Origin of the sequence: Microcystis sp. LE19-131.1A (assembly GCF_027532015.1) — a bacterium.
Lineage (GTDB): Bacteria > Cyanobacteriota > Cyanobacteriia > Cyanobacteriales > Microcystaceae > Microcystis > Microcystis ichthyoblabe_A.
The window spans coordinates 14,256-35,904 of the sequence record NZ_JAPZSS010000161.1 but is presented as its reverse complement, the minus strand read 5'-3'; the positions used below and the strand labels follow the sequence as shown (position 1 = coordinate 35,904).

The 21,649-nt window shown below is 44.6% G+C and carries 16 protein-coding genes and 1 pseudogene; 5 read left to right on the top strand and 12 right to left on the bottom strand.

Annotation, left to right across the window (positions count from 1 at the left end):
• The 4 genes and pseudogenes from O9323_RS12990 to O9323_RS12975 all read right to left on the bottom strand — a co-directional run.
• A pseudogene (locus O9323_RS12990) lies at window positions 1-216 on the bottom strand (IS5/IS1182 family transposase); the annotation flags it as partial.
• Window positions 217-238: 22 nt separating this feature from the next.
• A complete protein-coding gene (locus tag O9323_RS12985; RefSeq protein ID WP_288125248.1) occupies window positions 239-2,752 on the bottom strand; it encodes a CHAT domain-containing tetratricopeptide repeat protein in 2,514 nt (837 codons plus the stop codon).
• Between the two features lie 316 nt (window positions 2,753-3,068).
• Window positions 3,069-3,437, bottom strand: coding sequence for a GxxExxY protein (locus tag O9323_RS12980; protein WP_002755507.1), 369 nt, complete (start codon window positions 3,435-3,437; stop codon window positions 3,069-3,071).
• Window positions 3,438-3,607: 170 nt separating this feature from the next.
• The gene (locus O9323_RS12975) at window positions 3,608-4,141 is read right to left on the bottom strand and encodes a hypothetical protein (RefSeq protein WP_288125247.1); all 534 of its coding nucleotides are present in this window, start codon (window positions 4,139-4,141) and stop codon (window positions 3,608-3,610) included.
• 70 nt (window positions 4,142-4,211) lie between these two features.
• Here O9323_RS12975 and O9323_RS12970 point away from each other — a divergent pair, with 70 nt between their 5' ends.
• The gene (locus tag O9323_RS12970) at window positions 4,212-5,075 is read left to right on the top strand and encodes a hypothetical protein (RefSeq protein WP_123230124.1); all 864 of its coding nucleotides are present in this window, start codon (window positions 4,212-4,214) and stop codon (window positions 5,073-5,075) included.
• 17 nt (window positions 5,076-5,092) lie between these two features.
• On the opposite strand, the gene O9323_RS12965 is transcribed toward O9323_RS12970, so the two are convergent.
• The 4 genes from O9323_RS12965 to O9323_RS12950 all read right to left on the bottom strand — a co-directional run bounded on the left by O9323_RS12965 (window position 5,093) and on the right by O9323_RS12950 (window position 11,589).
• On the bottom strand, window positions 5,093-6,961 hold the full coding sequence (locus tag O9323_RS12965) for a cation:proton antiporter (protein ID WP_288125246.1): 1,869 nt from the start codon (window positions 6,959-6,961) through the stop codon (window positions 5,093-5,095).
• A gap of 160 nt (window positions 6,962-7,121) precedes the next feature.
• Entirely contained in the window at window positions 7,122-9,218 is a 2,097-nt protein-coding gene (gene pta, locus O9323_RS12960; RefSeq protein WP_288125249.1) for a phosphate acetyltransferase, read from the bottom strand.
• Window positions 9,219-9,562: 344 nt separating this feature from the next.
• The gene (locus tag O9323_RS12955; protein WP_193979982.1) at window positions 9,563-9,829 is read right to left on the bottom strand and encodes a hypothetical protein; all 267 of its coding nucleotides are present in this window, start codon (window positions 9,827-9,829) and stop codon (window positions 9,563-9,565) included.
• Complete coding sequence (locus O9323_RS12950) at window positions 9,793-11,589, bottom strand: N-acetylmuramoyl-L-alanine amidase family protein (RefSeq protein WP_149107709.1); 1,797 nt, start codon at window positions 11,587-11,589, stop codon at window positions 9,793-9,795. The genes O9323_RS12955 and O9323_RS12950 overlap by 37 nt, the downstream gene beginning before the upstream one ends.
• Window positions 11,590-11,820: 231 nt before the next feature.
• On the opposite strand from O9323_RS12950, the gene O9323_RS12945 reads away from it, so the two are divergent.
• Together O9323_RS12945 and O9323_RS12940 are read left to right on the top strand one after the other, a co-directional pair.
• A complete protein-coding gene (locus O9323_RS12945) occupies window positions 11,821-12,255 on the top strand; it encodes a peroxiredoxin (RefSeq protein WP_016517263.1) in 435 nt (144 codons plus the stop codon).
• Between the two features lie 196 nt (window positions 12,256-12,451).
• The gene (locus O9323_RS12940) at window positions 12,452-13,456 is read left to right on the top strand and encodes a glycoside hydrolase family 10-like protein (RefSeq protein WP_288125245.1); all 1,005 of its coding nucleotides are present in this window, start codon (window positions 12,452-12,454) and stop codon (window positions 13,454-13,456) included.
• 343 nt (window positions 13,457-13,799) lie between these two features.
• Here the strand turns inward: O9323_RS12940 and cruG are convergent, their stop codons facing one another.
• Together cruG and cruF are read right to left on the bottom strand one after the other, a co-directional pair.
• Window positions 13,800-14,990, bottom strand: a complete 1,191-nt coding sequence (cruG, locus tag O9323_RS12935) for a 2'-O-glycosyltransferase CruG (RefSeq protein ID WP_288125244.1) — start codon at window positions 14,988-14,990, stop codon at window positions 13,800-13,802.
• Between the two features lies 1 nt (window position 14,991).
• Complete coding sequence (gene cruF / locus O9323_RS12930; protein ID WP_002755523.1) at window positions 14,992-15,906, bottom strand: gamma-carotene 1'-hydroxylase CruF; 915 nt, start codon at window positions 15,904-15,906, stop codon at window positions 14,992-14,994.
• A gap of 417 nt (window positions 15,907-16,323) precedes the next feature.
• Between cruF and O9323_RS12925 the strand changes: the two genes are divergently transcribed.
• The gene (locus tag O9323_RS12925) at window positions 16,324-17,868 is read left to right on the top strand and encodes a serine/threonine protein kinase (protein ID WP_288125243.1); all 1,545 of its coding nucleotides are present in this window, start codon (window positions 16,324-16,326) and stop codon (window positions 17,866-17,868) included.
• A 67-nt stretch (window positions 17,869-17,935) separates the two neighbouring features.
• Here O9323_RS12925 and O9323_RS12920 read toward each other — a convergent pair whose 3' ends face one another.
• Window positions 17,936-19,525, bottom strand: a complete 1,590-nt coding sequence (locus O9323_RS12920; protein WP_002732339.1) for a glycoside hydrolase family 57 protein — start codon at window positions 19,523-19,525, stop codon at window positions 17,936-17,938.
• 147 nt (window positions 19,526-19,672) lie between these two features.
• Here O9323_RS12920 and O9323_RS12915 point away from each other — a divergent pair, with 147 nt between their 5' ends.
• Window positions 19,673-20,827, top strand: coding sequence for a histidine kinase (locus O9323_RS12915; protein ID WP_002755527.1), 1,155 nt, complete (start codon window positions 19,673-19,675; stop codon window positions 20,825-20,827).
• Here the strand turns inward: O9323_RS12915 and O9323_RS12910 are convergent.
• On the bottom strand, window positions 20,805-21,632 hold the full coding sequence (locus tag O9323_RS12910) for an alpha/beta fold hydrolase (RefSeq protein ID WP_288125242.1): 828 nt from the start codon (window positions 21,630-21,632) through the stop codon (window positions 20,805-20,807). The two genes, O9323_RS12915 and O9323_RS12910, sit on opposite strands and share 23 nt — an antisense overlap.
• Window positions 21,633-21,649 lie beyond the last annotated feature (17 nt).

Here is a 21,649-nt window from a genome sequence, read left to right as displayed (position 1 = left end):
CACATGAACTGATTCTGGATAGTATCCTGTATAGTCATAATAAGCTTCTATTTGTGCTTTTAAATCTCCCGATTCATTAAAGTTATCCCAACTAATCCGGTCTAAAAATATGTAACCATCTATACAGCTTGCTGAGAATTTGGCCCCAAATTCTACGGGTTTTCCAGCTTTTCCTCTGACTATCGGACGGATGTGGGGTTGAGTTAAGCTGACAATAGAGCCAAAAAAAGCTTCCCTGCTACCTGCCACTTGCTCCCACCGCTTGACCATCTCCAATCAGGATAAACGCCGCCCAAAAGAAAGGATGAAGGTCAATATGGGCGAGTTTTGCTTGACGGAGGGCTTCCGCTTTGGTCATGCCCTGTTGTAAATTGGCATAAAATTGATTTAAAATCGCCGCCGTGGGCAATTCTGGGCTGTTTTGTTGGGAATATTGCACAAAATCGGTGGCATTCCAAAGACTGGCGAGGGTAGTTTTCGCCCCCGCTCTTTCCCAAACATAGGCCAAACCCGCCAAACCGACTTCATCCACTTCCCGCGCCGTTTCACAAGCGCCAATAGTAATCAGTTCGGTGTTTTGCAGTCCCAGTTTCACGGCATCTTTGAGTTCATACTCTCTCTTGTTGGCAAACAGCAGGGTATTCGCTTTCATGCCTAGGCTAGGACACCCCTCTGGACGGAAACAACCATGAGTGCCTAAGTGCAGAATAGGAAACCGAGGCGATTGGCTTAAAAAGGTGTCGAGGGTGGCTTGTTGGTGTTTGTAGATTTGGCTGTTGGCATAGGTTTTTTGCAGAAAATCCGCTTGAGCTTCTGTGCCGATTAATTCGACTTGGGTAGGACGGGGATTAGCAAAGACGAGGACACTAGGATTATTGACTTTCGGCGTGGGTTGGGGCTGCACTTTACTCAGACGGGTGAGGTAGTGAATGGGATATTTTTGCAGGAGATACTGTTGAGTTTGGTTGTCGTAGAGGGTTTCAAAGGGGATTCTTTGCAAAGCACCCGTGGCAATGATGGCCAGGGTTTGATTCGGGGCAATTTGGGCTTCAATGGGACGAATCAGCAGGTCATAGAGTTGGGAACTGAGGGCGCGATCGACGATTTCTAGGTCGCTTTCCAGTTGACTGGCGTAGCGTTGCAGACGCTCATTAATATCTTTAGGGACGGGAACTTGCTGAACCTTAAGGGTGGTACGGGTGAGGATAAAGAGGGCAACGGTATCAACGTTATCTATCCCTGTGAGTAGGACGGGTTGGAGGAGAGTGGTATTAGCAGGTAGATTGGCTTGCAGTTGGGCGAGGTCGGTGGGGGTAATTTCCAGTAAATCGGCTAATTCGGGGTATTTTTCCACAAGGATTTCCGCTTGTTCGCTGAGGGCGGCTTCTTGTTGCCGGACTTGTTGGGAGAGGGTGTCGCTGAAGTTGGTTTGTAATTCTTGGCGCAGGGCTTCCAGTTGCCGTGCCTGTGCTTTCCACTCCTGATAGGCTTGATTGGCGACGGGATTTTGTACTTGTCCTTCTGTTCCCGCGAGGCGATCGTAATCCACTAGGTCAAAGGTGGTGCTGAGATTTGCCCATTCAAAGGCTTTCTGAGGGGAATTCTGGCGAATGAGGAGATCCACTAGGGCGATGCTTGTCCCGCGCTCACTTTCTAGGAAAGTTGCCCGCAAGGAACGGCTAACTCCCCGTCGTAGATCTAGAATCAGATTGGCGGATTTTTCCAAAGAGTTAATCGCCACTTCTGGTTTTCCTTGATCCCGATAGACAAGACCAATATTATTGAGAGTAACGGCTTCCCCAGAGCGATTTCCCACCGCCCGTCTTAAGGGTAAAGCCTGTTGATAGTAGTCTAATGCCTTCTGTTTCTCCCCTAAATCAGAATAGACACCACCAATATTATTGAGAGTAGTGGCTTCCCCAGAGCGATCACCCACTGCCCGCCATAAGGGTAAAGCCTGTTGGTAGTAGTCTAATGCCTTCTGTTTCTCCCCTAAATCTGAATAGACAAGACCAATATTATTGAGAGTAGTGGCTTCCCCAGAGCGATTTCCCACCGCCCGTCTTAAGGGTAATGCCTGTTGGTAGTAGTCTAAAGCCTTTTGTTTTTCTCCTAAATCATCATAGACAGCACCAATATTATTGAGAGTAGTGGCTTCCCCAGAGCGATCCCCTACTGCCCGTCTAAAGGGTAAAGCCTGTTGGTAGTAGTCTAATGACTTCTGTTTCTCCCCTAAATCTGAATAGACACGACCAATATTATTGAGAGTATCGGCTTCCCCGGAGCGAGCCCCTACTGCCCGTGTTAAGGGTAAAGCCTGTTGGTAGTAGTCTAATGCCTTCTGTTTCGCCCCTAAATCAGAATAGACAAGACCAATATTATTGAGAGTAGTGGCTTCCCCGGAGCGATCCCCTACTGCCCGCGATAAGGGTAATGCCTGTTGGTAGTAGTCTAAAGCCTTTTGTTTTTCTCCTAAATCTGAATAGATACGCCCTAAACTGGTGAGGACTAATGCTTGCTCTGATTTGCTGTCGAGTTGCTGATAAAGCTTTAATGCCTGTTGCCACTTCCCTAATGCCCCTTGATAGCCTTCTAACGTTCCTAATTGGAAAAGTTCAGCACCTTCTTGAAGTAACCGATCTGCTTCTTGACGTAAATCCGTCTGCACCAATAGGGGGGAAGCCATAACCGTCAAATGCGGCGCTGTTACGACTAGCCGTAGACTGAGTAAGATCCCTAAACCTGTCTTCATTGCTTCCCCTCGCCAGACTCAAATGATTCTTTATATTATCTCAACAATGCCAGTATCAGGATTTTGAGGATTGGAGGATTTTCAGGATGGGGTTGGGGGTGGGTGTCCTATTCCCTGTATCTTTTAATTATGTACTCCTTGCCAATAACCTAATCCTGTTAATCCCTTAATCCTCAATGCCAGTATCAGGATTTTGAGGATTTGAGGATTTTCAGGATAGATATAATGTTCTTTATGATCCTTTAATTATGTACTCCTCGCCAATAACCTAATCTTGTTAATCCCTTAATCCTCTAAATCCTGATACTGATATTTGTTATCTATTATTAAATATCTTTTTGTATTCTAAACTGGTTGCGCCAAAGTTGATTAATAAACCAACGGGAAAATTATAAGCAACGACGTAATTTTTTGCTTGTGCAAGATGGACATTTTCTAGGCGAATTACCGCTTTTAATTCGACAATGACTTTTCCTTCTACGGTAAAATCAGCGCGTCTTGTTCCGACTTGTATTCCTTCATAAAAGATAAGTTGTTCTTTTTCTCTTTCAAAGGTTAATCCTGTTTTTCCTAATTCAATATCGAGACATCTTTGATAGATGACTTCTTGAAACCCATTTCCCAGTGTTCGATGGATTTTCATACAACAACCAATAATTTTATAGGTGATTTCGTCTAATTCCATAATGCCAGTATCAGGATTTTGAGGATTGGAGGATTTTCAGGATAGGGTTGGGGGTGGGTGTCCTATTCCCTGCATCCTTTAATTATAGACTTTTCACAAGTCACCTAATCCTGTTAATCCCTTAATCCTAAAAATCCTGATACTGATTTTTATTGACATAATTTTGGTGATTAATTTGCCCGGCAACGCACCACTCCTGCAGCTTTTAACTCGCCATTAGCAAATTCTAACTGTTTCAAGACATAACCATAAGCCCCTTTCTGAGTTAACTCTCTTTGCATCTCTGGAGGCAAATCTGATAAGTTAATCTCTACCTGCTTACGCTTTTGCTTTTCCACCAAACTCAAATGCTCAAAACGGCGCGGTAGAGCATAAACCGAACCACATCGCTTGTCCTCTCCCTGAATCACAATTATCGGGTTTTCGGGAATACTGATGATGGTTTCTCCCTCTAAGGTTAATTGTGTCACTTGGGCAATGGGTAGATTAAACTCCTTACCCCCTTGCTTAAAAGAAATCTGACGCTGAGGGCGATCGAACCGAGTTAACGTCACCCCCTTATAATCTCTGCCATTGTGTAACGTAATATTTGCTAATCGTGGTAAAGCCGCTTCGAGGGTGGGTGCTTGAGCGATACTAGAAACAGTCAAAAATCCCAAAAAAACTAAAGCTATACCAGATATAATTTCTAAACGTCTGACCATAACTCGCCCTACAATGATCATCTATAATAACTTTAATTTTAGCGTTCTTTTTTAGCGTTAGTAGCCCCCTGTGACGACTCCTTCTCCCCCGACGATTCTCCTCAATCTTGCCAGTGCCGCCGGTCTCATTGGTGCGGGATTGTACTATACAGGTTGGGTCTATCGTTGGGCATACTTTGCCTATTACCAACTCGGTATTACCAGCCTCGATTTTCCGGTTGAATCCTTCTTATTACTCCCTCTTCAAGTATTCTTTGGTACGCCTCAAAGTATTGCTAACACCCTGATTATTGCCCTTCTGATTCCTATACTTTTTCAGCTTTCCACCCTTTGTCTTGCTTTCCTTCACTGGCAATATCAACAGTGGCTCACTAGACTAAAAAATTGGCAACTGAAAAGACAAAACCAACGCAATCGCCGAAAAATACCCTATGCTCCTCGTCCCCGCTTTCAGCGTCAGTTAACCCTTCCTCTCGTCTCAGAACTGATTCTCCTGAGTTGGATTCTCTTACTCATCTTCCATCTTGCCCGGGATCAAGGTTTAAAGGATGCCCGTCGAGATGCGGTGAATCCCACTTCTACTCTCCCCGTTGTCACCCTGATTAGTGCCAAGGAACTGCTCATTTTAGGTAAAGAAGCAGGGGATCTTGACCCCAATCAGCCCCTTTTTGAAGCCCTAACGCCCGAAGATCAGCAGAGTCTCATTGGTGATCCTAATTTAGCCCGCATTATTCAACAGCGCAACCTAACCGATACGGAGCAAGATCGCGTCTGGCGATTATTACTGGAAAGAGGGGGATGGCTGTACCTTTTTCGTGCTTTACCCCAAGATGCCCCCAAAACTGAACATCCCGTACTGCTAGGTGTCGCTAAATCTAACGTCGGTCGGCAGTTGCTTATTTTAAGCCCTGAACCCGTTAAATCCACTGAATAGTATAGAACAGTCTCAAGTTATCTACTGGTGGCGATTTCCACTTCGGGTAAGATTTCTAAAGATAAACGGGTTCTGACAGTGCCAGAAAGACGTTTAAGCAGTTGTGGGCGTAAATCGCGCAGAATATAGATTAATTCGTCTCCTGTGCGCCATTCTTCCCTTTCTGTTACTACCTGTAGGGAATTATCGCGACGTAATAGTAGGGGCAGCAGTTCACCATTTTCGATTAATTTAGTTAATCTGGTTTGTTGTTCGCTCAAATCATCGGCTTTAAAGATAGTTTTACCTAATTTAATCTGATTATCGTCTAAATACTGATTCCATTCCTTGACCGAAAAACTAGGGAGAAAAACCTGATTAACCTTATTTTTATCTGGGTTGGGGGTTCCCGCAAAGGCAGCCAACAACCGGGGAGGATGAAATTCCTCGCTGGCTCTTTGGGCTAAAACCAGATTAACCTCGCTATTATTAGTCAAAACCAGAAAAGTCCCCATGGATTCGATGCCGGCTTCTTGCAGTATTTTTGTATCAAGTGCGCTACTCTGCAGCACCGTCAAACCCTCTTCTTTTGCTTGCTGACAGGCCGCAGCATCCGTATCGATTAAAACCACGTTTTCCCCTTGTTCTTGGAATAAACAGCCGATTAAGCGACCTAGGGGATTACAACCGACGATTACTGCCCCTGTTGCCGCAGAAGAAGTGATTTTTAGCCCTTTTGCCACCCACCGCGCCGTTAATCCCTGAATAAAAACGGTCATTAAAATTGTTAAAAAGACTAAAGCTTTGATCGCTTCACCGCCATTAATACCGGCACGGGTGAGTAAAATGGCAAATAAAGAAGCTACGGAGGCAGAAACGATTCCCCTAGGGGCAACCCAAGCGATAAATAACTTATGTCGCCAATTTAGGTCACTTTTTAGGGTACACAGAGCCACACTTAGGGGACGTACCACCAGCATCAAGACTAACACCGTCAGGACGCTGCCCCAACCCAAAGCGATGACACTGGCGATCGAAAGATCCGCCGCTAGTAAAATAAACAGTACCGACACGCAAAGAGTCGTTAATTGACCCTTAAAACGCCTTAATAACCGCTCATCGGGAACAGCCGCCGCTTTTAGGACAATTCCCGCCATTACCACCGCCATTAACCCCGATTCACTGCGGCTAAATTGCGATAAACCAAATAATCCCCAGACTCCCGCTAAAACCACGAGATTCTTTAACTCAAAAGTCAGAAAATTGCAAGTTTTTATAATAAAACTTAACAATCCGCCTCCAGCAATGCCGATCGCCGCCCCGATGCCTAAACGCAGGGTTAAACCGGTGATAATTTCCATGGGGCGGGAATGACTATCAATAATCGTATTTAGCACCACTACGGCTAAAATTGCGCCCACAGGGTCGATTAATACCCCTTCCCCTTCCAAAAGCGTCGCCACCCGTCGATCTACGGCTACTTGCTTCAGCAAAGGCCCGATCACTGTCGGACCAGTTACCACCACTAAAGAAGCGTAAAGAAATGCGATCGGCCAGGGAAATTCCCCCAACCAGTGGGCTGCCATACCGCCACCGATGAGAGTGATGGAAGTACCGAGGGTGACAAGATTGCGTAAACTGCCAGAAACTCGCCCTAATTCCCGTCCGCTCAGGCTTAAACCGCCTTCAAATAGGATAATCGCCACAGAGAGAGCAACAAGGACTTCTAAACCAATTCCCAGACTTTGGGGGTGTAAAATTTCCCAACCATCGGACCCTAAAGCAATCCCAAAAATGAGCAGGAAAACAATACTGGGAACTTTCAGGTATTCGGCAATGACTTGGGCTGTAATCCCCGCCACCACAGTGATGACAATTTGCAGAGTAAGGGCGAAAGATGGATCCATGTTTAGCGATCGGTTATCGGCTATCGAGGCGGGGTTATGGTTGGGGTTTAATCATTCTAATTATAGTTTTGATTCCCGCTTCGGCCCGGTCGGGAGGAAATAAGCATAACAAGCTCTAGAAAACGGGTTTCTCAAAGAAACCCGTTTTCTAACTGATAAATCAAAAAGATTGGGATTGAATTGCTGTGATTACCACCGTATTGATAATATCGGGAACGGTACAACCGCGACTGAGATCATTGACGGGTTTTTTTAATCCCTGTAGGATTGGACCGATGGCTAAAGCTTTCGTTTCCCGCTGCACGGCTTTATAAGTATTATTCCCTGTATTCAGGTCAGGAAAAATAAACACCGTCGCTTGGCCCGCTACCTCTGACCCCGGCATTTTTTGGGCGGCTACTTCCCTATCCACGGCCGCATCGTACTGAATCGGCCCTTCTAGCTTCAAATCGGGGCGTTTTTCCCTAGCGATTTTGGTCGCTTGTCGTACTTTTTCCACGTCTTCTCCCTGGCCCGATTGACCCGAAGAATAGGAAAGCAGGGCGATTCGCGGTTCGATTCCGAATTTTTGGGCAGTTTCAGCAGAAGATAGGGCGATTTCGGCTAATTCCTCGGCACTGGGGTCGGGATTGACCGCACAATCCCCATAAACCAAGACTCGATCCTCTAGACACATAAAAAAGACCGAGGAGACGATCGCACAATCGGGCTTAGTTTTGATAATCTGGAGTGCAGGCCGAATCGTGTGTTGAGTGGTATGCACCGCCCCCGATACCATACCATCGGCATCGCCTTGATACACCATTAAAGTGCCAAAATAGGAGACATCCTGAGCATAATCCCGGGCCATGTCGAGATTCATTCCCTTGGCTTTTCTCGCTTCGTAGAGGGTCTGCACATAGCTTTCAAAATGGGGACTAGCCACGGGGTCAATAATTTGCAGGCGATCGAGATCGAGAGTGATACCATGTTTTTTAATCACCATTGCAATCTCGTCTGGTTGTCCCAAGAGGGTTAAATCGACGATATCCTGTTCGATTAAAACTGTGGCCGCCTGGAGGATGCGCGGTTCAGTCCCTTCGGCCAAAACGATGTGACGTTTTTGCGCTTTGGCCTGTTGTACGAGATTATAGGTGAACATCTTCGGGGTAATCCCCTGGGTCCGCAAAGTGCGAATTTGCGCTTCTAGGCGATCGAGATTGATGTTACTGTGAAAAAGCTGCAGACTGAGGTTAATTTTATCGTAGTCCGTCGAGGTTAGGGTGGTTCGCACTTGGTGGATGCGTTCGGCCGTGGTGTAGGTATCGGTGGTGACGGAGAGAATCGGTAAGGGATCGGGCAAACCTTCAATTAAACGGGCGATCGAAGGATTGAGGTTATGACCTGCTGTTAAGACTATACCGGCTAATTGGGGATAATTGGCTGATTGGTGGGCCTGTAACATCCCGATAATCACATCGCCGCGATCCCAAGGAGTGATAATTAAACTATCTTCTTTTAACCGCTCTAGGGCATTTTGCATCTGCATGGCCACCACCAGAAAGTTACTAGCTAAACTATCTAATCTGTGCTGTCCGTAGAGAACTTTTGCCTGCAATTGTTGGGCGATTTCTGCTACTCGCGGGCTGCTAAGTTTGGCATTATGGGGAATTACTCCTAGGGCATATTCTTGGGGAGGAAAAATTTTAGTCAGGGTTTTCCGTAATTCCTCTATTTTTTCCTCTTCAGCTTGATTGATAATAATCCCAATCACCGTACAACCTTTATCTTGGTAGGTGTCGCAGGAAATCAGGATCGGACTAAGGGCATCTTCGATACTGCGATTGTGGGCATTACCTAATATTAAGATGGGATGGCCGAGATTTTTGGCAATTTCTGTATTTAGTTCAAATTCAAAGGCGGAATTTTCTTGCAGGTAATCGGAACCTTCACAGAGGATAAAATCATATTTTTTTTCTAAGTTTTTAAACTTTTTGATAATTCTTTCAATGATTTCATCAAATTTTTGTTGTACCAATAAATCCTTAACTTCTTCGTAACATAAACCGAAGGCTTCTTCGTAGGTTTGTTCTAATTTAAAATAATTGAGGATTAAGTCAATGTCTTCGTCCCGATGACCTTCGGAACAGTCGAGAACAATTGGCTGGAAAAAGGCAACTTTATTAGTTTTGCGGAGAATTAAGTCAATAATTCCTAAAGCTACTAACGCTTTACCGCTTCCCGTTGCCGTCGTGCTGATATATAAAGAGTTAGTCATGGGTATATGAAGAATAATAACAGGAGTGGGATTTAATTGGGCCACCCCAACCTTGAGGTGGGCTTTTTCAGCTAAATCTAGATAATTTTGATGAATCTGTTGATGGCAATAATTAACTTTTAAGTAAGTAGTTCTAATCAAATAGAAGATTGATCCCCCCTTAATCCCCCCTTAATAAGGTGGTTTTGATCCCCCCTTAATCCCCCCTTAATAAGGTGGTTTTGATCCCCCCTTAATCCCCCCTTAATAAGGGGGGCTGCGATCAAGTTGTCTATAAGGGCGTGAATTGTTGGGAAATTTTCAGGTAAACTATCTTTAGTTGTTGGCTAATCCAGAGATTTTTCTCACAGAGCGATCGCTGTTTGAATATCTACCAGAGAGTGATGGACTATACCTTGTAATCTAGCAGTTATTTTGTCCGATTGCTGTTCACTGGTAACATTTTTTCCATGAACTTGATTTAATTTCCTCAGACTAAAATAAAGACTCCATAAAATCCTATCACTGGCTTTCCAGCTAGGGCTTGGTTTTTCATAAAGATTTAAGCTTATCTCCCTCGGATTGCCATTAAATTTTAACTGGAAGCAATTACCCCAGATTGTTGAAACCATTGGCTAATTCCGGCGGCTAAAACCTGCGCTAATTGTTTTTGTGCCTGAGTATCGGTAATCCATTCAAATTCTTGAGGGTTACTCATAAATCCTAACTCTAATAACAATGAAGGACTACTATAAGGCCGAGTTAAAGCTAAATTATTCCAAAATACTCCATAGGAAGGACGGTTAAGATTTTTGGTTAAATAATCGTGGAGAAAAACCGATAAATCCGCTGCCTGGGGATGATACCAAAATATGCCAATTCCTTTAGTATTTAAGGCATCTCCATCATCGGGTAAAGCATTATAGTGAACCGATAGTGCTAGGGTTGGTTGCAGATTATTAATCATCTCTACCCGTGCCGGTAAAGATAAGTCGATGTCAGTTTCTCTGGTTAAATAAACTGTTGCCCCCAATTTTTCTAACTCCCGTTTAATTAATTTAGACATAAGCAAATTAATCTCTTTTTCCGTGTAACCCGTTGGACCGACAGCACCAGTTTCTTTACCTCCGTGTCCGGGATCTAATAAAATAACTTTGCCCTGTAAATTTTCACTTTTTTCCGGGGGATGACGCAGGGTTAAGATTAAATTTGTCCCCTGATAACGAAGACTATAACCCCACTGTTGTTTTTGATTAAGATTAAAAGTGTATTCTATCGTGGTCGGGTTAATTTGTCGCCAATCTAAACGTCTAACTAAAGGATTATCCACCAGAAAAATTGTATCGGTTTGGGCAATGGTATTATAAAGGGTCAAAATAAATTTATCATCTTCTTGTCTCACGGCGATGGGTACAGGATGGGAGAGGGGAAAAATAATTTCTGTTGCTTGATTGATACTGCGAGAAGAGAGACCACGAATATTAGCATTATCTAGGACTTCATTAACTATTAAACGGGTTTCTCGCTCTAAAATCCAACCACCATAATCTAACCGTAACCAATCCCCTTCTTTCCCGGTGACTCTCGCTTTCGTGCCTTGGGGTAAAGGAGTTAAACGGGAATAATTACTACCCGGCCCCGTGCGAGCTACTCCTTGGTCTGCTATAATTTCAATCACTGGTAAATTTTGATCGCTAATAATGTTAATTTCTCCTTGACCTTGTTGGCTAATCGAGCGATTATTTAATTGTGCTGTAAAAATAGGTTTTCCTAAGTTAGCCTCTTGCTTAAACTGCTGACAACCTCGATAGTAACCAGTTTTATCCTCGGAATTCGCTTGATTAAGATTAGTTAAAACTGCGGCATTACTAGGCAGTTTTGTGGTTTGAGTTTGGGGTAAAAGAGGTAAGATTTTATCTCCTAACTGCACAGAAACCTGAGCTTGGGGAGTGGCAATCGCACTAAAACAAATCCATTCCCCCACTAACCTCGTCTTATGGACAGAAGGACTGAGAGAGTTATCAGCAAAAGCTAATCCTTGGGGAATAATTGCTTGAGTATCTAGACGAATTATTTGACGATTAATAGTTTGGTTTTGATAGCGAATAGTGAAATTATTTTCGCCAACTTCTAGGGGAAAACTAGGAGCAAAATATCCTTTAGCACTGCGTTGAATCGGTTGATTATTGAGCAAAACTTGACCCGATGGAGGAGCAGAACCAATAAAAAAGATTCTAGCGGCCGTGGTTTGATGATTATCGGGAGGATAAACAATCATTAATGAGGTAGATTTAGCGCTGATACTGTGATAAAAACCGATTAATAGCACTAAACCCCAACCAATTAAGATATTTTGCCCAAAAGTTCTCACCTTTAACCAGAATAGCCCCATATTATCCCCCTCTTAGCTGACAAATATTATCCTAAGACAAATTCTAAAGGTTTGTTGTTCGTCTTCTAAGCTGTACTGCATTTAAACTGATCAGGAAATTCAGTACAAATGCTCTGACTTCTTCTCCCCTCTCCCCATTCCCCAATTCATAATTCATAATTCCCACACCCTGTTTGTGACCCTCATCCCTTATGATCGATATAGATTAACTTTTGTAAAGGAATCGGAGTTATGGCTTTAACCGTTGGAACAATCGCACCGAACTTTACCACCACCGACGATACTGGAAAAACCGTTTCCCTGTCGAATTTTCAAGGTAAAGTCGTAGTTTTATACTTCTATCCCAAAGATGACACCCCCGGCTGCACCAAGCAAGCGCAAAGCTTCCGGGATAACTACGAACAATACCAAGACAAGGAAATAGTAGTCTTCGGGGTGAGCAGGGATGACCAGGGTTCCCATGCACAATTTAAAGAAAAATACAGTTTACCCTTCCAATTGCTAGTAGATACCGATGGTGCTATCACCAAAGCTTATGATGTCGATGGGGGTGGCTATTCTAAGCGCGTCACCTATATCATCGATGCAGAAGGCAAAATTAGCCATGTGGATGAAAAAGTGAATACCGCTAGTCACGCATCGGATATTCTCTGCGTCGTCGGTTAATTTTTCCTAAAATCTTTTCTGGGTGTGTTAGGGGAGCCTAATACACCCGATATCTATTTTTTAGTTCACTGATAATCAGTTTTTAATAACCGGATTGAGTATGACTAAATAGGGCCTGCTGATGATGAACTGAATATCAAAAATCGGACTAAAATAATACTATTATCAAATATCTTGGTGGGATTAATCGGCAATCATGGTTAAGTTTAGCAAGTACCTAAAGAGGTTTGGGATTGTTGCTGGAGTGGCTTTTTTGTTGTTGGTTACTCACCGAGCGGCTCCCCGAAAGGCAGTGGAAAATGAGCAGATGAAGGGGGTTTGGTTAACCAATATTGGCACGATATTGTTACATCACACTACGTCCTTAGATGAGGTGTTAAATCATCTTTCGCAATCGGGTTATGACCGGGTGTATTTTAGTGTTTATGGGTTTGGGGGAACACTTTATCCGACTTCCCAACGTCCGACGAATTGGTTGTTTGTGCCGCCGTTGAGCAATCCCTGGAGGGCAGCGGTTAAGGAGTCTTTACGGCAGGGTTTGAAGCCATTTGCTTGGTTTGAGTATGGTTTGATGTTATCCCCTAAGGATCCCATTGCCAAAAAGCATCCGGATTGGCTATTAAAAACGCCCGCAGGGAAGACGGTGGTGGAAACCAATGTCTGGTTAGATCCGGCGAATCCGCAGGTACAAGCCTATCTTTTGGGGAATATGGAAGATATTTTAAAAGAAAAAGATTTGGCGGGGATTCAGTTAGATGATCATTGGGCGGTTCCGCGTGTTTTTGGTAATAAAAGTCAAGCTTTAACGAATTTAACCCGCAAGTTGCACGATCATGTCAAGGCGATTAATCCCAAGTTGGTGGTGAGTCTTTCGCCTAATCCTCACTCTTTTGCGGTGAATAAATATAATCAAAATTGGTTGGCTTGGGTGCGTCAAGGGATTGTGGATGAGGTGGTCTTACAGATCTATCGGAAAACTCCCAATCAGGTGGCGGCAAGTCTTTCGGGATCGGGACTGGCGACAGCTTCCCGGTATGTGCCGGTGGGGGTGGGTTTATATGCGGGTTGGAATCCTGATTTTTCCTTAAAGGGTTTACAAGCTCAGGTGAGGACGGTGGAGCAGCAGGGTTATGGCTATTCGTTATTTTGTTGGGAGTTTGTGGTCATGCGTCATCTTTTTAATCATATTCCTCGGTTTTAAGTGAAAAGGCTAGTATAATTAAGGCTGTTCTAAGTAAGTGGTTCTAATTACATAGAAGATAGATTTTGCCTTCGATCTCCCCCTGCCTTCTAGGGTTGATTCATAGTAGGGTTGATTCATGAATCAACCCTACCCTGCCCCCCTTGATAAGGAGGGTGCCAATTCCCCCTTAATACTGGGGCTGATTCATTCTCCGAATCTAATTCTTTTTTTTGCTACTCTTAATGGCTTATGAGGTAAGCTAGGGAGTAGAGGAGTACAGGTTTTTGCTCTCATAGTAGATTGATTCATGAATCAATCTACCGTTAGAGGAGCCTCATACACCCAATGTTTATTTTCCAATTCACTGATACAATCGACCGCGCCAACTTTGGGGACGGGTAAAAGCAGAGATAAAAATGCGGATAACTGCCAGCGGATCCGCGAGGGGAGATAGCCAAAATAATCCCGAAGATAGATTGACTTTTTCGCCGCGATAGTAGCTAGGAGAAACAGCCAATAAAAGGGCAAAACGAATCAATAACAGCAGCAGGTTTAAAGTCAAGACAATTTGTAAACTCAGGAAATCGTAGCCAAAAATCAAAGCTGTGAGCAGTAAAGGGGTGATAATTATCGGTAATCCCTGAGTAAGAGCTAATAAAGCTAAATCGCCCCATAATTGCCCCTGATAGGAGGCATCTTTGAGGTCAAGAGATCTGCCCCATTCGCGCCAAGTTTCCTTAAGTCCTTCGTACATCCGCACGCGAATCAACTTCGCCCCATCGAGAAATCCCACCCGATAGCCTTTCGTCGCCGCTAGACGGGCCAGGGTGACATCATCGCAAAAAGAACCTTTTGCCCCGCTATAACCGTCTAAAGCCGCTAAAACTGACCGCCGGCAGAGAAAACATTGACCATTGGCCATGACTCGTTCGGGATCTTGCCCGCGCACTCCGGCAGAATCAAAGCGATAGAGCAAAGTCATCAATAAAGCCGGCTGTAACCACCATTCTCCCGGATAGGAGAGGATAAATTGCGGCGACAGGGAAACTAAATCGTAACCTTCTGCGATCGCAGCTTTAACTAAACTAGCGACTAAATTTGCTTGGGGTTGGGTATCGGCATCAATGCCCAAAATCCAGTCACTTTCAGGAGAACTAAACAAAAAACCATTGTGTAACGCCCAGGGACGACCTACCCAATCGGGGGGCAAAGGATCATCGGTTTTCAAGCGAAAGCGGGGGTCTTTTGCCGCCATCTCCTTGACTTTTTCCCGCGTACCATCTTGGGAATTGCTATCGACAATCAGAATTTCTCGCACTTCGTAACTCTGTTGACTCAATCCCTGTAAACAACCGTCAATCCTGGCCACTTCGTTTAACGTCGGCACAATCACGCTTACCGTCCCTAACATCTCCGGGGTGGGAGGTTGGGGAGTCAGGGGAGGACGACGACGCGCCCCTTTTAGCAGACGGGAAAGAAGGATAAAAAAGGCAACAGCCTGAGACAGCAGTAGCCCCAGGCAGAATGCACCGAGAATTATCTCAGTTAACAACTTATTTGGCTCCTCTCACCGAAACAACGGGGATTTTTAGGGTTGTTACTTCGCTTGTCGGCACTGTTTGCCCGGAAGCAACAGCCTTGGCGCGATTATAGAGGAGTGTTAAAGGCAGAATACCGGTGAGTAATCCTAAGAAAATCGGCGGATAAATACCGGCACCCATACTCATGACCGTAGCAAAGCCAAAATTACCCAAATACATCACAAAAGGCAGGGTTAAATCTTGACTTGGCAGTTTCACCGGTTGCACTTGCCAAATTAAAGTGGCTACCGTCATAAAAACACAGCCCGTGCCAAACCAACCGGCAAAATTTTCATAGGGCATCCCAAAGAAGGCCCCCGGTTGTTCCCAAATCCAGAAGGGTATGGTAGTTTGACTCATGGCCGGATCTAGGACAAAATCCCAGGAAGTTAATAATACCGCCCCGATAGCGATCGATCCTAGATTTTGTAGCCACTGGGGTATAGCAAGAGTGGATAAACCAACACGAGCGATGATATAGGCACTAAAACCGAGATAAAACCAAGATAGGGGGATAGTAAAGGGGACTAAACCCGCAATTTTGTAACCTAAGCCCGAAAGATAACGATAATGACCGAAAGGAAAGCCGGTACTGGTTCCTAATAGTTCGCTACAAAGGGATAAACTGATAGCAGGAACCATGAATCCTAACCAGTGCCACACTCCTAGAGTCCGATAGGCATAAACAGCCACGGCTGCCATTCCTAACACCATATACACCACACCCCCCCCAGCCATTGACCAAGCAAAGAAGGTTTTGCCAAAATCTGGTAAATTGACCACAAATTCGGGATGGGGCAGAACTAGCAACAATCCGGCTAGTCCAAAAGCCATCGATACAATATGACCGATGAGCAGAGCTTTTTCGATCGCAATTAGTCGTCTCATTAAATCTCTAGCGCTGCGAAAGGATAATCATTTTCAAGTTTACAAATCTTTATTAAAGAATTATTACGCAGATCGGTCACTTGCGGCAAAAAAGTTTTACGCGGGTTAGGGATTTGCCTGTATTAGTTGTTTAGGAGTCAGTAGGCAGCAGTCAGGAGGGAGGAAAATCAATTAAATGGTTTATTTAGAGATTTTATGTTATTTTATACTTAGTTTTTTCATTTTTTTCAACCCCCAAAAATTAATTATGCTAGGGGCAATGGCTAAAAATGCCTGACAATATATATTCACAATCATGTTTTTAGCCTAAAAAAAGGGCATTCTAGAGTTAAGTCCTCTTGATCACTTAGGAATTGCAGCGGTTCTTTAAGAAACTCTCTCCATCAGACTCACTATAATTAAAACGTTAGACTAGCTATGTCGGCAGAATCTAGACATCGGCGCCTGCTTGCCAATCGATACCAACTGGTCGAGTTGATCGGTAGCGGTGCCATGGGACAAGTATATCGAGCGGAAGATAAACTCTTAGGTGGCGTAACCGTCGCCGTGAAATTTCTCTCGCAAACTCTCCTCAACAAAAGAATGCGTGAGCGTTTCGAGCGAGAGGCAACTATTTCGGCACTTTTAGGCGAAAAAAGTATTCATATTGTTAAAGTTCGTGATTATGGTATAGATGAAAAGGAAGTCCCCTTCTACGTCATGGAATTTTTGCAGGGGGAAAGCATAGGAGAAATCATCAAATATCACCCGCTGCCTCTCTCGCGCTTCTTTCATCTCACCCGTCAGATTTGTTTCGGCATCGAATGCGCTCATAAGGGTATTATCTTCCAAGGCGAGATCTGTCCGATTATTCACCGGGACATCAAACCTAGCAATATTATCGTGATTCAGGACTCAGGATTAGGAGAATTGGTGAAAATTCTCGATTTTGGCATCGCTAAACTCATCCAGTCGGGAGAATCCCAAACCCAATCGTTTATGGGAACCTTAGCCTATTGTTCCCCAGAACAGATGGAAGGTAAAGAACTCGATCATCGTTCCGATATCTACAGTTTCGGGATCGTGATGTACGAGATGCTCACGGGAAAAACGCCCTTTTTTCCCGATAATTCCTCCTTTGGCAGTTGGTATGAGGTTCACCACCACGCTAAACCCCGTCCCTTTAATCCTAGCTTGCAATTACCGCCAGAATTAGAACAGTTAATCCTGCGCTGTTTAGCCAAAGCACCCAGCGATCGACCGCAAAGTGTTACAGATATACTACAACTTCTCGAACGACTCGAACCCCTAGTCAAAAATAATCAACCGAATAAATTGCATCGTATCGGTGAAATAGTCAAAAAAATCGACGATTACACCACCAAAACTAAAACCCTTGAAGATTTAGATCGAACCGATCTTGCTCTCGCGAATACCAAGGATATCTGTCTCAAATCCATTTGGCCCGAGGATAAACCGCGCCAAAAAATCGTCTTCCCACGCTGTATCAAGGCTGCCGACGGCGTTTTTGCCAGTTTATGGGTAATGTTGGATCGAGAAGATATCCCCGTCCGGGTTGCTAGTGTCCGTTATAATCAATTCCTCTTCTTACCCACACCCCACCCGATGATTCTCTGGATTACTGTCCTCTATCATCGTCAACAGGGACCCCGCTGGTTGCCCTGTTATTTGGACTTAAAAACCCCCCAGGGTCAAAAAATGACCAAAACCCTTGCCGAAACCAGTCAATACTGGATTTTATTTTTCTCCCTCGAAGGTGGCCCAATCTGTGAAAATGTGATCACCGCTAATATTCCCGCCAATCAATGCCAAATTTTGCAGCAATGGGTGAGAGATAGTCAATTAGCTCCAGTGGGCAGCCCGCAAATTAGCAAGCAGACGTTAAAACAGAAACTGGAGGAACTTAAACCCAAAATTCTGGCCAAATTAGAGTCGGAATTAGCCCAAGGCATACCAATTTAACTTTCTAAAAAATCAAATCGGGGGGGTATTAACTAACCCCCCCTTTTATCTATACTACTCACCCAGATTACAGAGGTCGATAGACACGGTAATCAATATTGGGGAAAATATTATCGATTTCCTCGACTTTTTCCAGCCAACCAGAGTCAATCTTCTCGGATTTCACATCTTCATAGATTTTATTTAATCGCAGCAGATGGGAACGAGTGCGCCGGACAGCATAGGGAACCATGGTACCGGTTCGCATAATAAAAGCCCAGTCAGAAGATTGCGCTAATAATAACTCCCGGGCTGCCTGATTTAAAGCCCGTTCCTGCAATTCATCCTCCGCTTCATGATGACTTAATTCAATCATCCGTTCCGTGCCTTTGTGCAGGTGAGGATAGATCCAAGCGTTGGTTTCATTCAGCCAGTATTCATGGAAACCCTTATAACCCCAACTGGATTGGGAAGGACGACAGACCTGCTGATGGGGGTTAGACCGGAGATAATCGGCTAAATGGGTCATTTGGTAGATATTTTGGTCATACCAGGACTTACGGAACAGAAAATCAATAAACCAGGGTCCCTCATACCACCAGTGACCAAATAACTCGGCATCGTAGGGAGAAACAACCAGGGGGGGACGGCCCATAATTCCCGCTAAACTCTCCACTTGTCGCTCGCGATTATACATAAAATTGCCCGCGTGTTCGGCGGCTTTTTCTTTGGCCCAGTAGGGGTCATAAAGCCCTTTTTCCGATAAACCACCGTCCCGGCTAGTAATTTTGTGGTATTTAATGCCTATATTCTTGCGTTGACCGTTGGGCATGATATAGGGCTTAATATACTCGTATTCCGCTTCCCAGCCCAAATCTTTATAGAATTCCCGATAAACTATATCCCCCGGATAACCGACTTGGGAAGACCAAACCTGTTGGGAAGATTCGTGGTCACGACCGAAAGCGGCCACCCCGGTTTCTGTGAAAATGGGCGCGTAACTGCCGTAACGGGGACGCGGACGACCGTAGAGAATACCGTGGCCATCGACGAGGAAGTAACGAATGCCCGCATCGGCTAACATTCTTTCTACCCCTTCATAGTAGGCACATTCCGGCAACCAAATGCCCTTGGGACGACGACCGAAATTTTCTTCGTAGTGTTGACAGGCCACCTCAATTTGCGCCCACACCGCTTGGGGGTACATTTTCATCAGGGGCATATAACCATGGGTCGCACCACAGGTGATAATTTCTAGGTTATTACTGTCGAGGAATTGTTTAAAGGCTTTGACCAGATCTCCATCGTATTTTTCCCAAGTTTGTCGGATACTTTGGAAGGATTCAGCGTAATATTCGGCTAAGTAGCGAATATGGCCATTATGTTGATTATGGTCGATTTCTTTAGCAATTAATTCTTCTAACTTACCTAAGTGTTCTTCATAACGCTCTTGCAGTAACGGATCCCGCAGCATCGACACCAAAGGCGGAGTCATGCTCATGGTCATTTTAAAATCGATACCATCCCGATTGAGACCTTCAAAAACTTGCAGGAGAGGGATGTAGGTTTCTGTGATTGCTTCGTATAACCATTCTTCTTCGAGGACGTAATCGCTTTCGGGATGGCGGACGAAAGGGAGATGCGCGTGGAGAACTAGGGCAACATAGCCAAAAGCCATAGGATTTCTTCTTAGAATTAAGGAATAAAACTTTAAGATTAGGTTGAGTAGATTTTATACTATCTTAAGCTTCTACAATAAAGAATATGATAAAAGTCGATCGACGATCGATCGATCCCGTTAATCCCTAGGTTTACTAATTTTCCGATGCTCCCATCTAACGAGCCACTGACTGCTTTAGGAAGAGAGACGACAACGCCTCTCTCGATTCAACTTTTGCTATTTGTTGATGACCGTCCCAGTTCTCAAGAAATTATCCGTCAAATTCAGTCCTATCTCCAGTCTTTACAGTCTGATTACCCAATTGACCTACAAATCATCGAAATTCGCCAGCAACCTCATTTAGTCGAACATTTTCGCCTTGTAGCTACCCCCGCCTTGGTCAAAATTGCCCCCGGCCCCCGCCATACCCTCGCAGGCAGTAATCTGGTGGAACAGTTTAAAAAATGGTTGGTACGCTGGCAAAAAGCGATTAAAGAGGAGATTAAAAATGATCACGCTGAGGATGGACAACTTCAAGAGGTAGAACATTCGGGCGAACTCATCCGCATTGCCGATGAGGTTTTTCGTCTTAAACAGGAAAAGGAAGAATTATTAGAACAATTAAAATTTAAAGACCAAATTTTGGCTATGTTGGCCCACGATTTACGCAGTCCTCTCACCGCTGCTTCCATCGCTGTGGAAACCCTCGAATTAGCCTATCATCAACCGGATACGGAGCGCAGTCTGCAATTACGAGAACAACTGCACCAACAGGCCCGCAAACAGTTCCGGATTATGAACCGTTTGATCACAGATATTCTGCAAGCTTCTAAGAGCATGGCGGCGCAATTCACTCTCCACCAGAGTAAATTTTATCTGCAAGGTCTTTGTCAGGAAATTTTGTCTCAATTTACCGATACTTTTCAGGAAAAGACTTTAATTCTCCAAAGCGATATCCCCCAAGATTTGCCCCCCGTCTATGCTGATGAGGAGTTAATCCGACAGGTGATTATTAATCTCTTGGAGAATGGGATCAAATATACTCCCGCTGGCGGCGCAATTACCCTTTCTGTCCTTCATCGTACTACTCAAAAAGTACAGGTGAGCATCAGTGATACTGGCCCCGGCATTCCCGAAGAGAAACAAGAGCATATTTTTGAGGGTCATGTGCGTCTCAAACGGGATGAGGGTAAAGAAGGTTATGGCATCGGGTTATCGGTCTGTCGCAAGATTATTCGCGCCCACTACGGTCAAATTTGGGTGGATAGTGTCCCCGACCACGGCAGTAGTTTTCACTTCACTCTGCCAGTTTATCGCTAAAATGTTCCGCTAACCAAGCATCAATGTCCCCTAAAACTAAGTCGGGGATTTCCCAGGGGAAAAGATGGGCCGTTTCTGGGTAACATTTCCACTGAGACAGTTTCAGGTTTTCGGCTGTTTCTTGGCTCGAGGCACTGGTAATATGGCGATCATTTGCCCCCGCCAGAACTAAGCAGGGAATTGTGATTTTGTCAAGAGATTTTAAACAATTGTAACCTTTTTTTAAAGCCCGATTTAAAGCGCGATTAGCAGCTGGAGAAGTGCCTAAGTAGGCGGTAACAGCATCTTGAGCGAGATATTGATAGGATATCGCTTGATGTTGTGAAAAAAGGTACTGAAACAGCGAACGAAGGGCAAAAGTATCAATATTCCAACGCCATCCCGGTTTAATCTGATTGAGAATTGCCGCCATCCCCGTCAAAATCAGATCTGTGGTGGTGATAGGAGGATGACTACCCCAAGGCCGTGCGGCCGAGGCCACGAGAATTAAACCAGGAAAGCGATCGGGATGCCGCAATACTAATTCCAGTGCGATTATACCCCCCAAAGACCAACCGAGAATTAAACATTGCTGGATTTTTTGGCGATCGAGCAGCTCGATTAAATCCTCTAGATGTTCTTCTAGCTGAAAATCCGGGCGATAACGACTTTTACCGTAGCCGCGCAGATCCGGGGCCAGGGTTTGCCAACGTTGGCAAAAATGATCGGTAAATACAGACATACTACCTGCCGAACCGGGATGACCGTGCAGACATAGGATCGGGTAGCCATTACCTTTGATGTTAACGTTGAGAGCGATCGACATTGATCAGTTATCAGTTA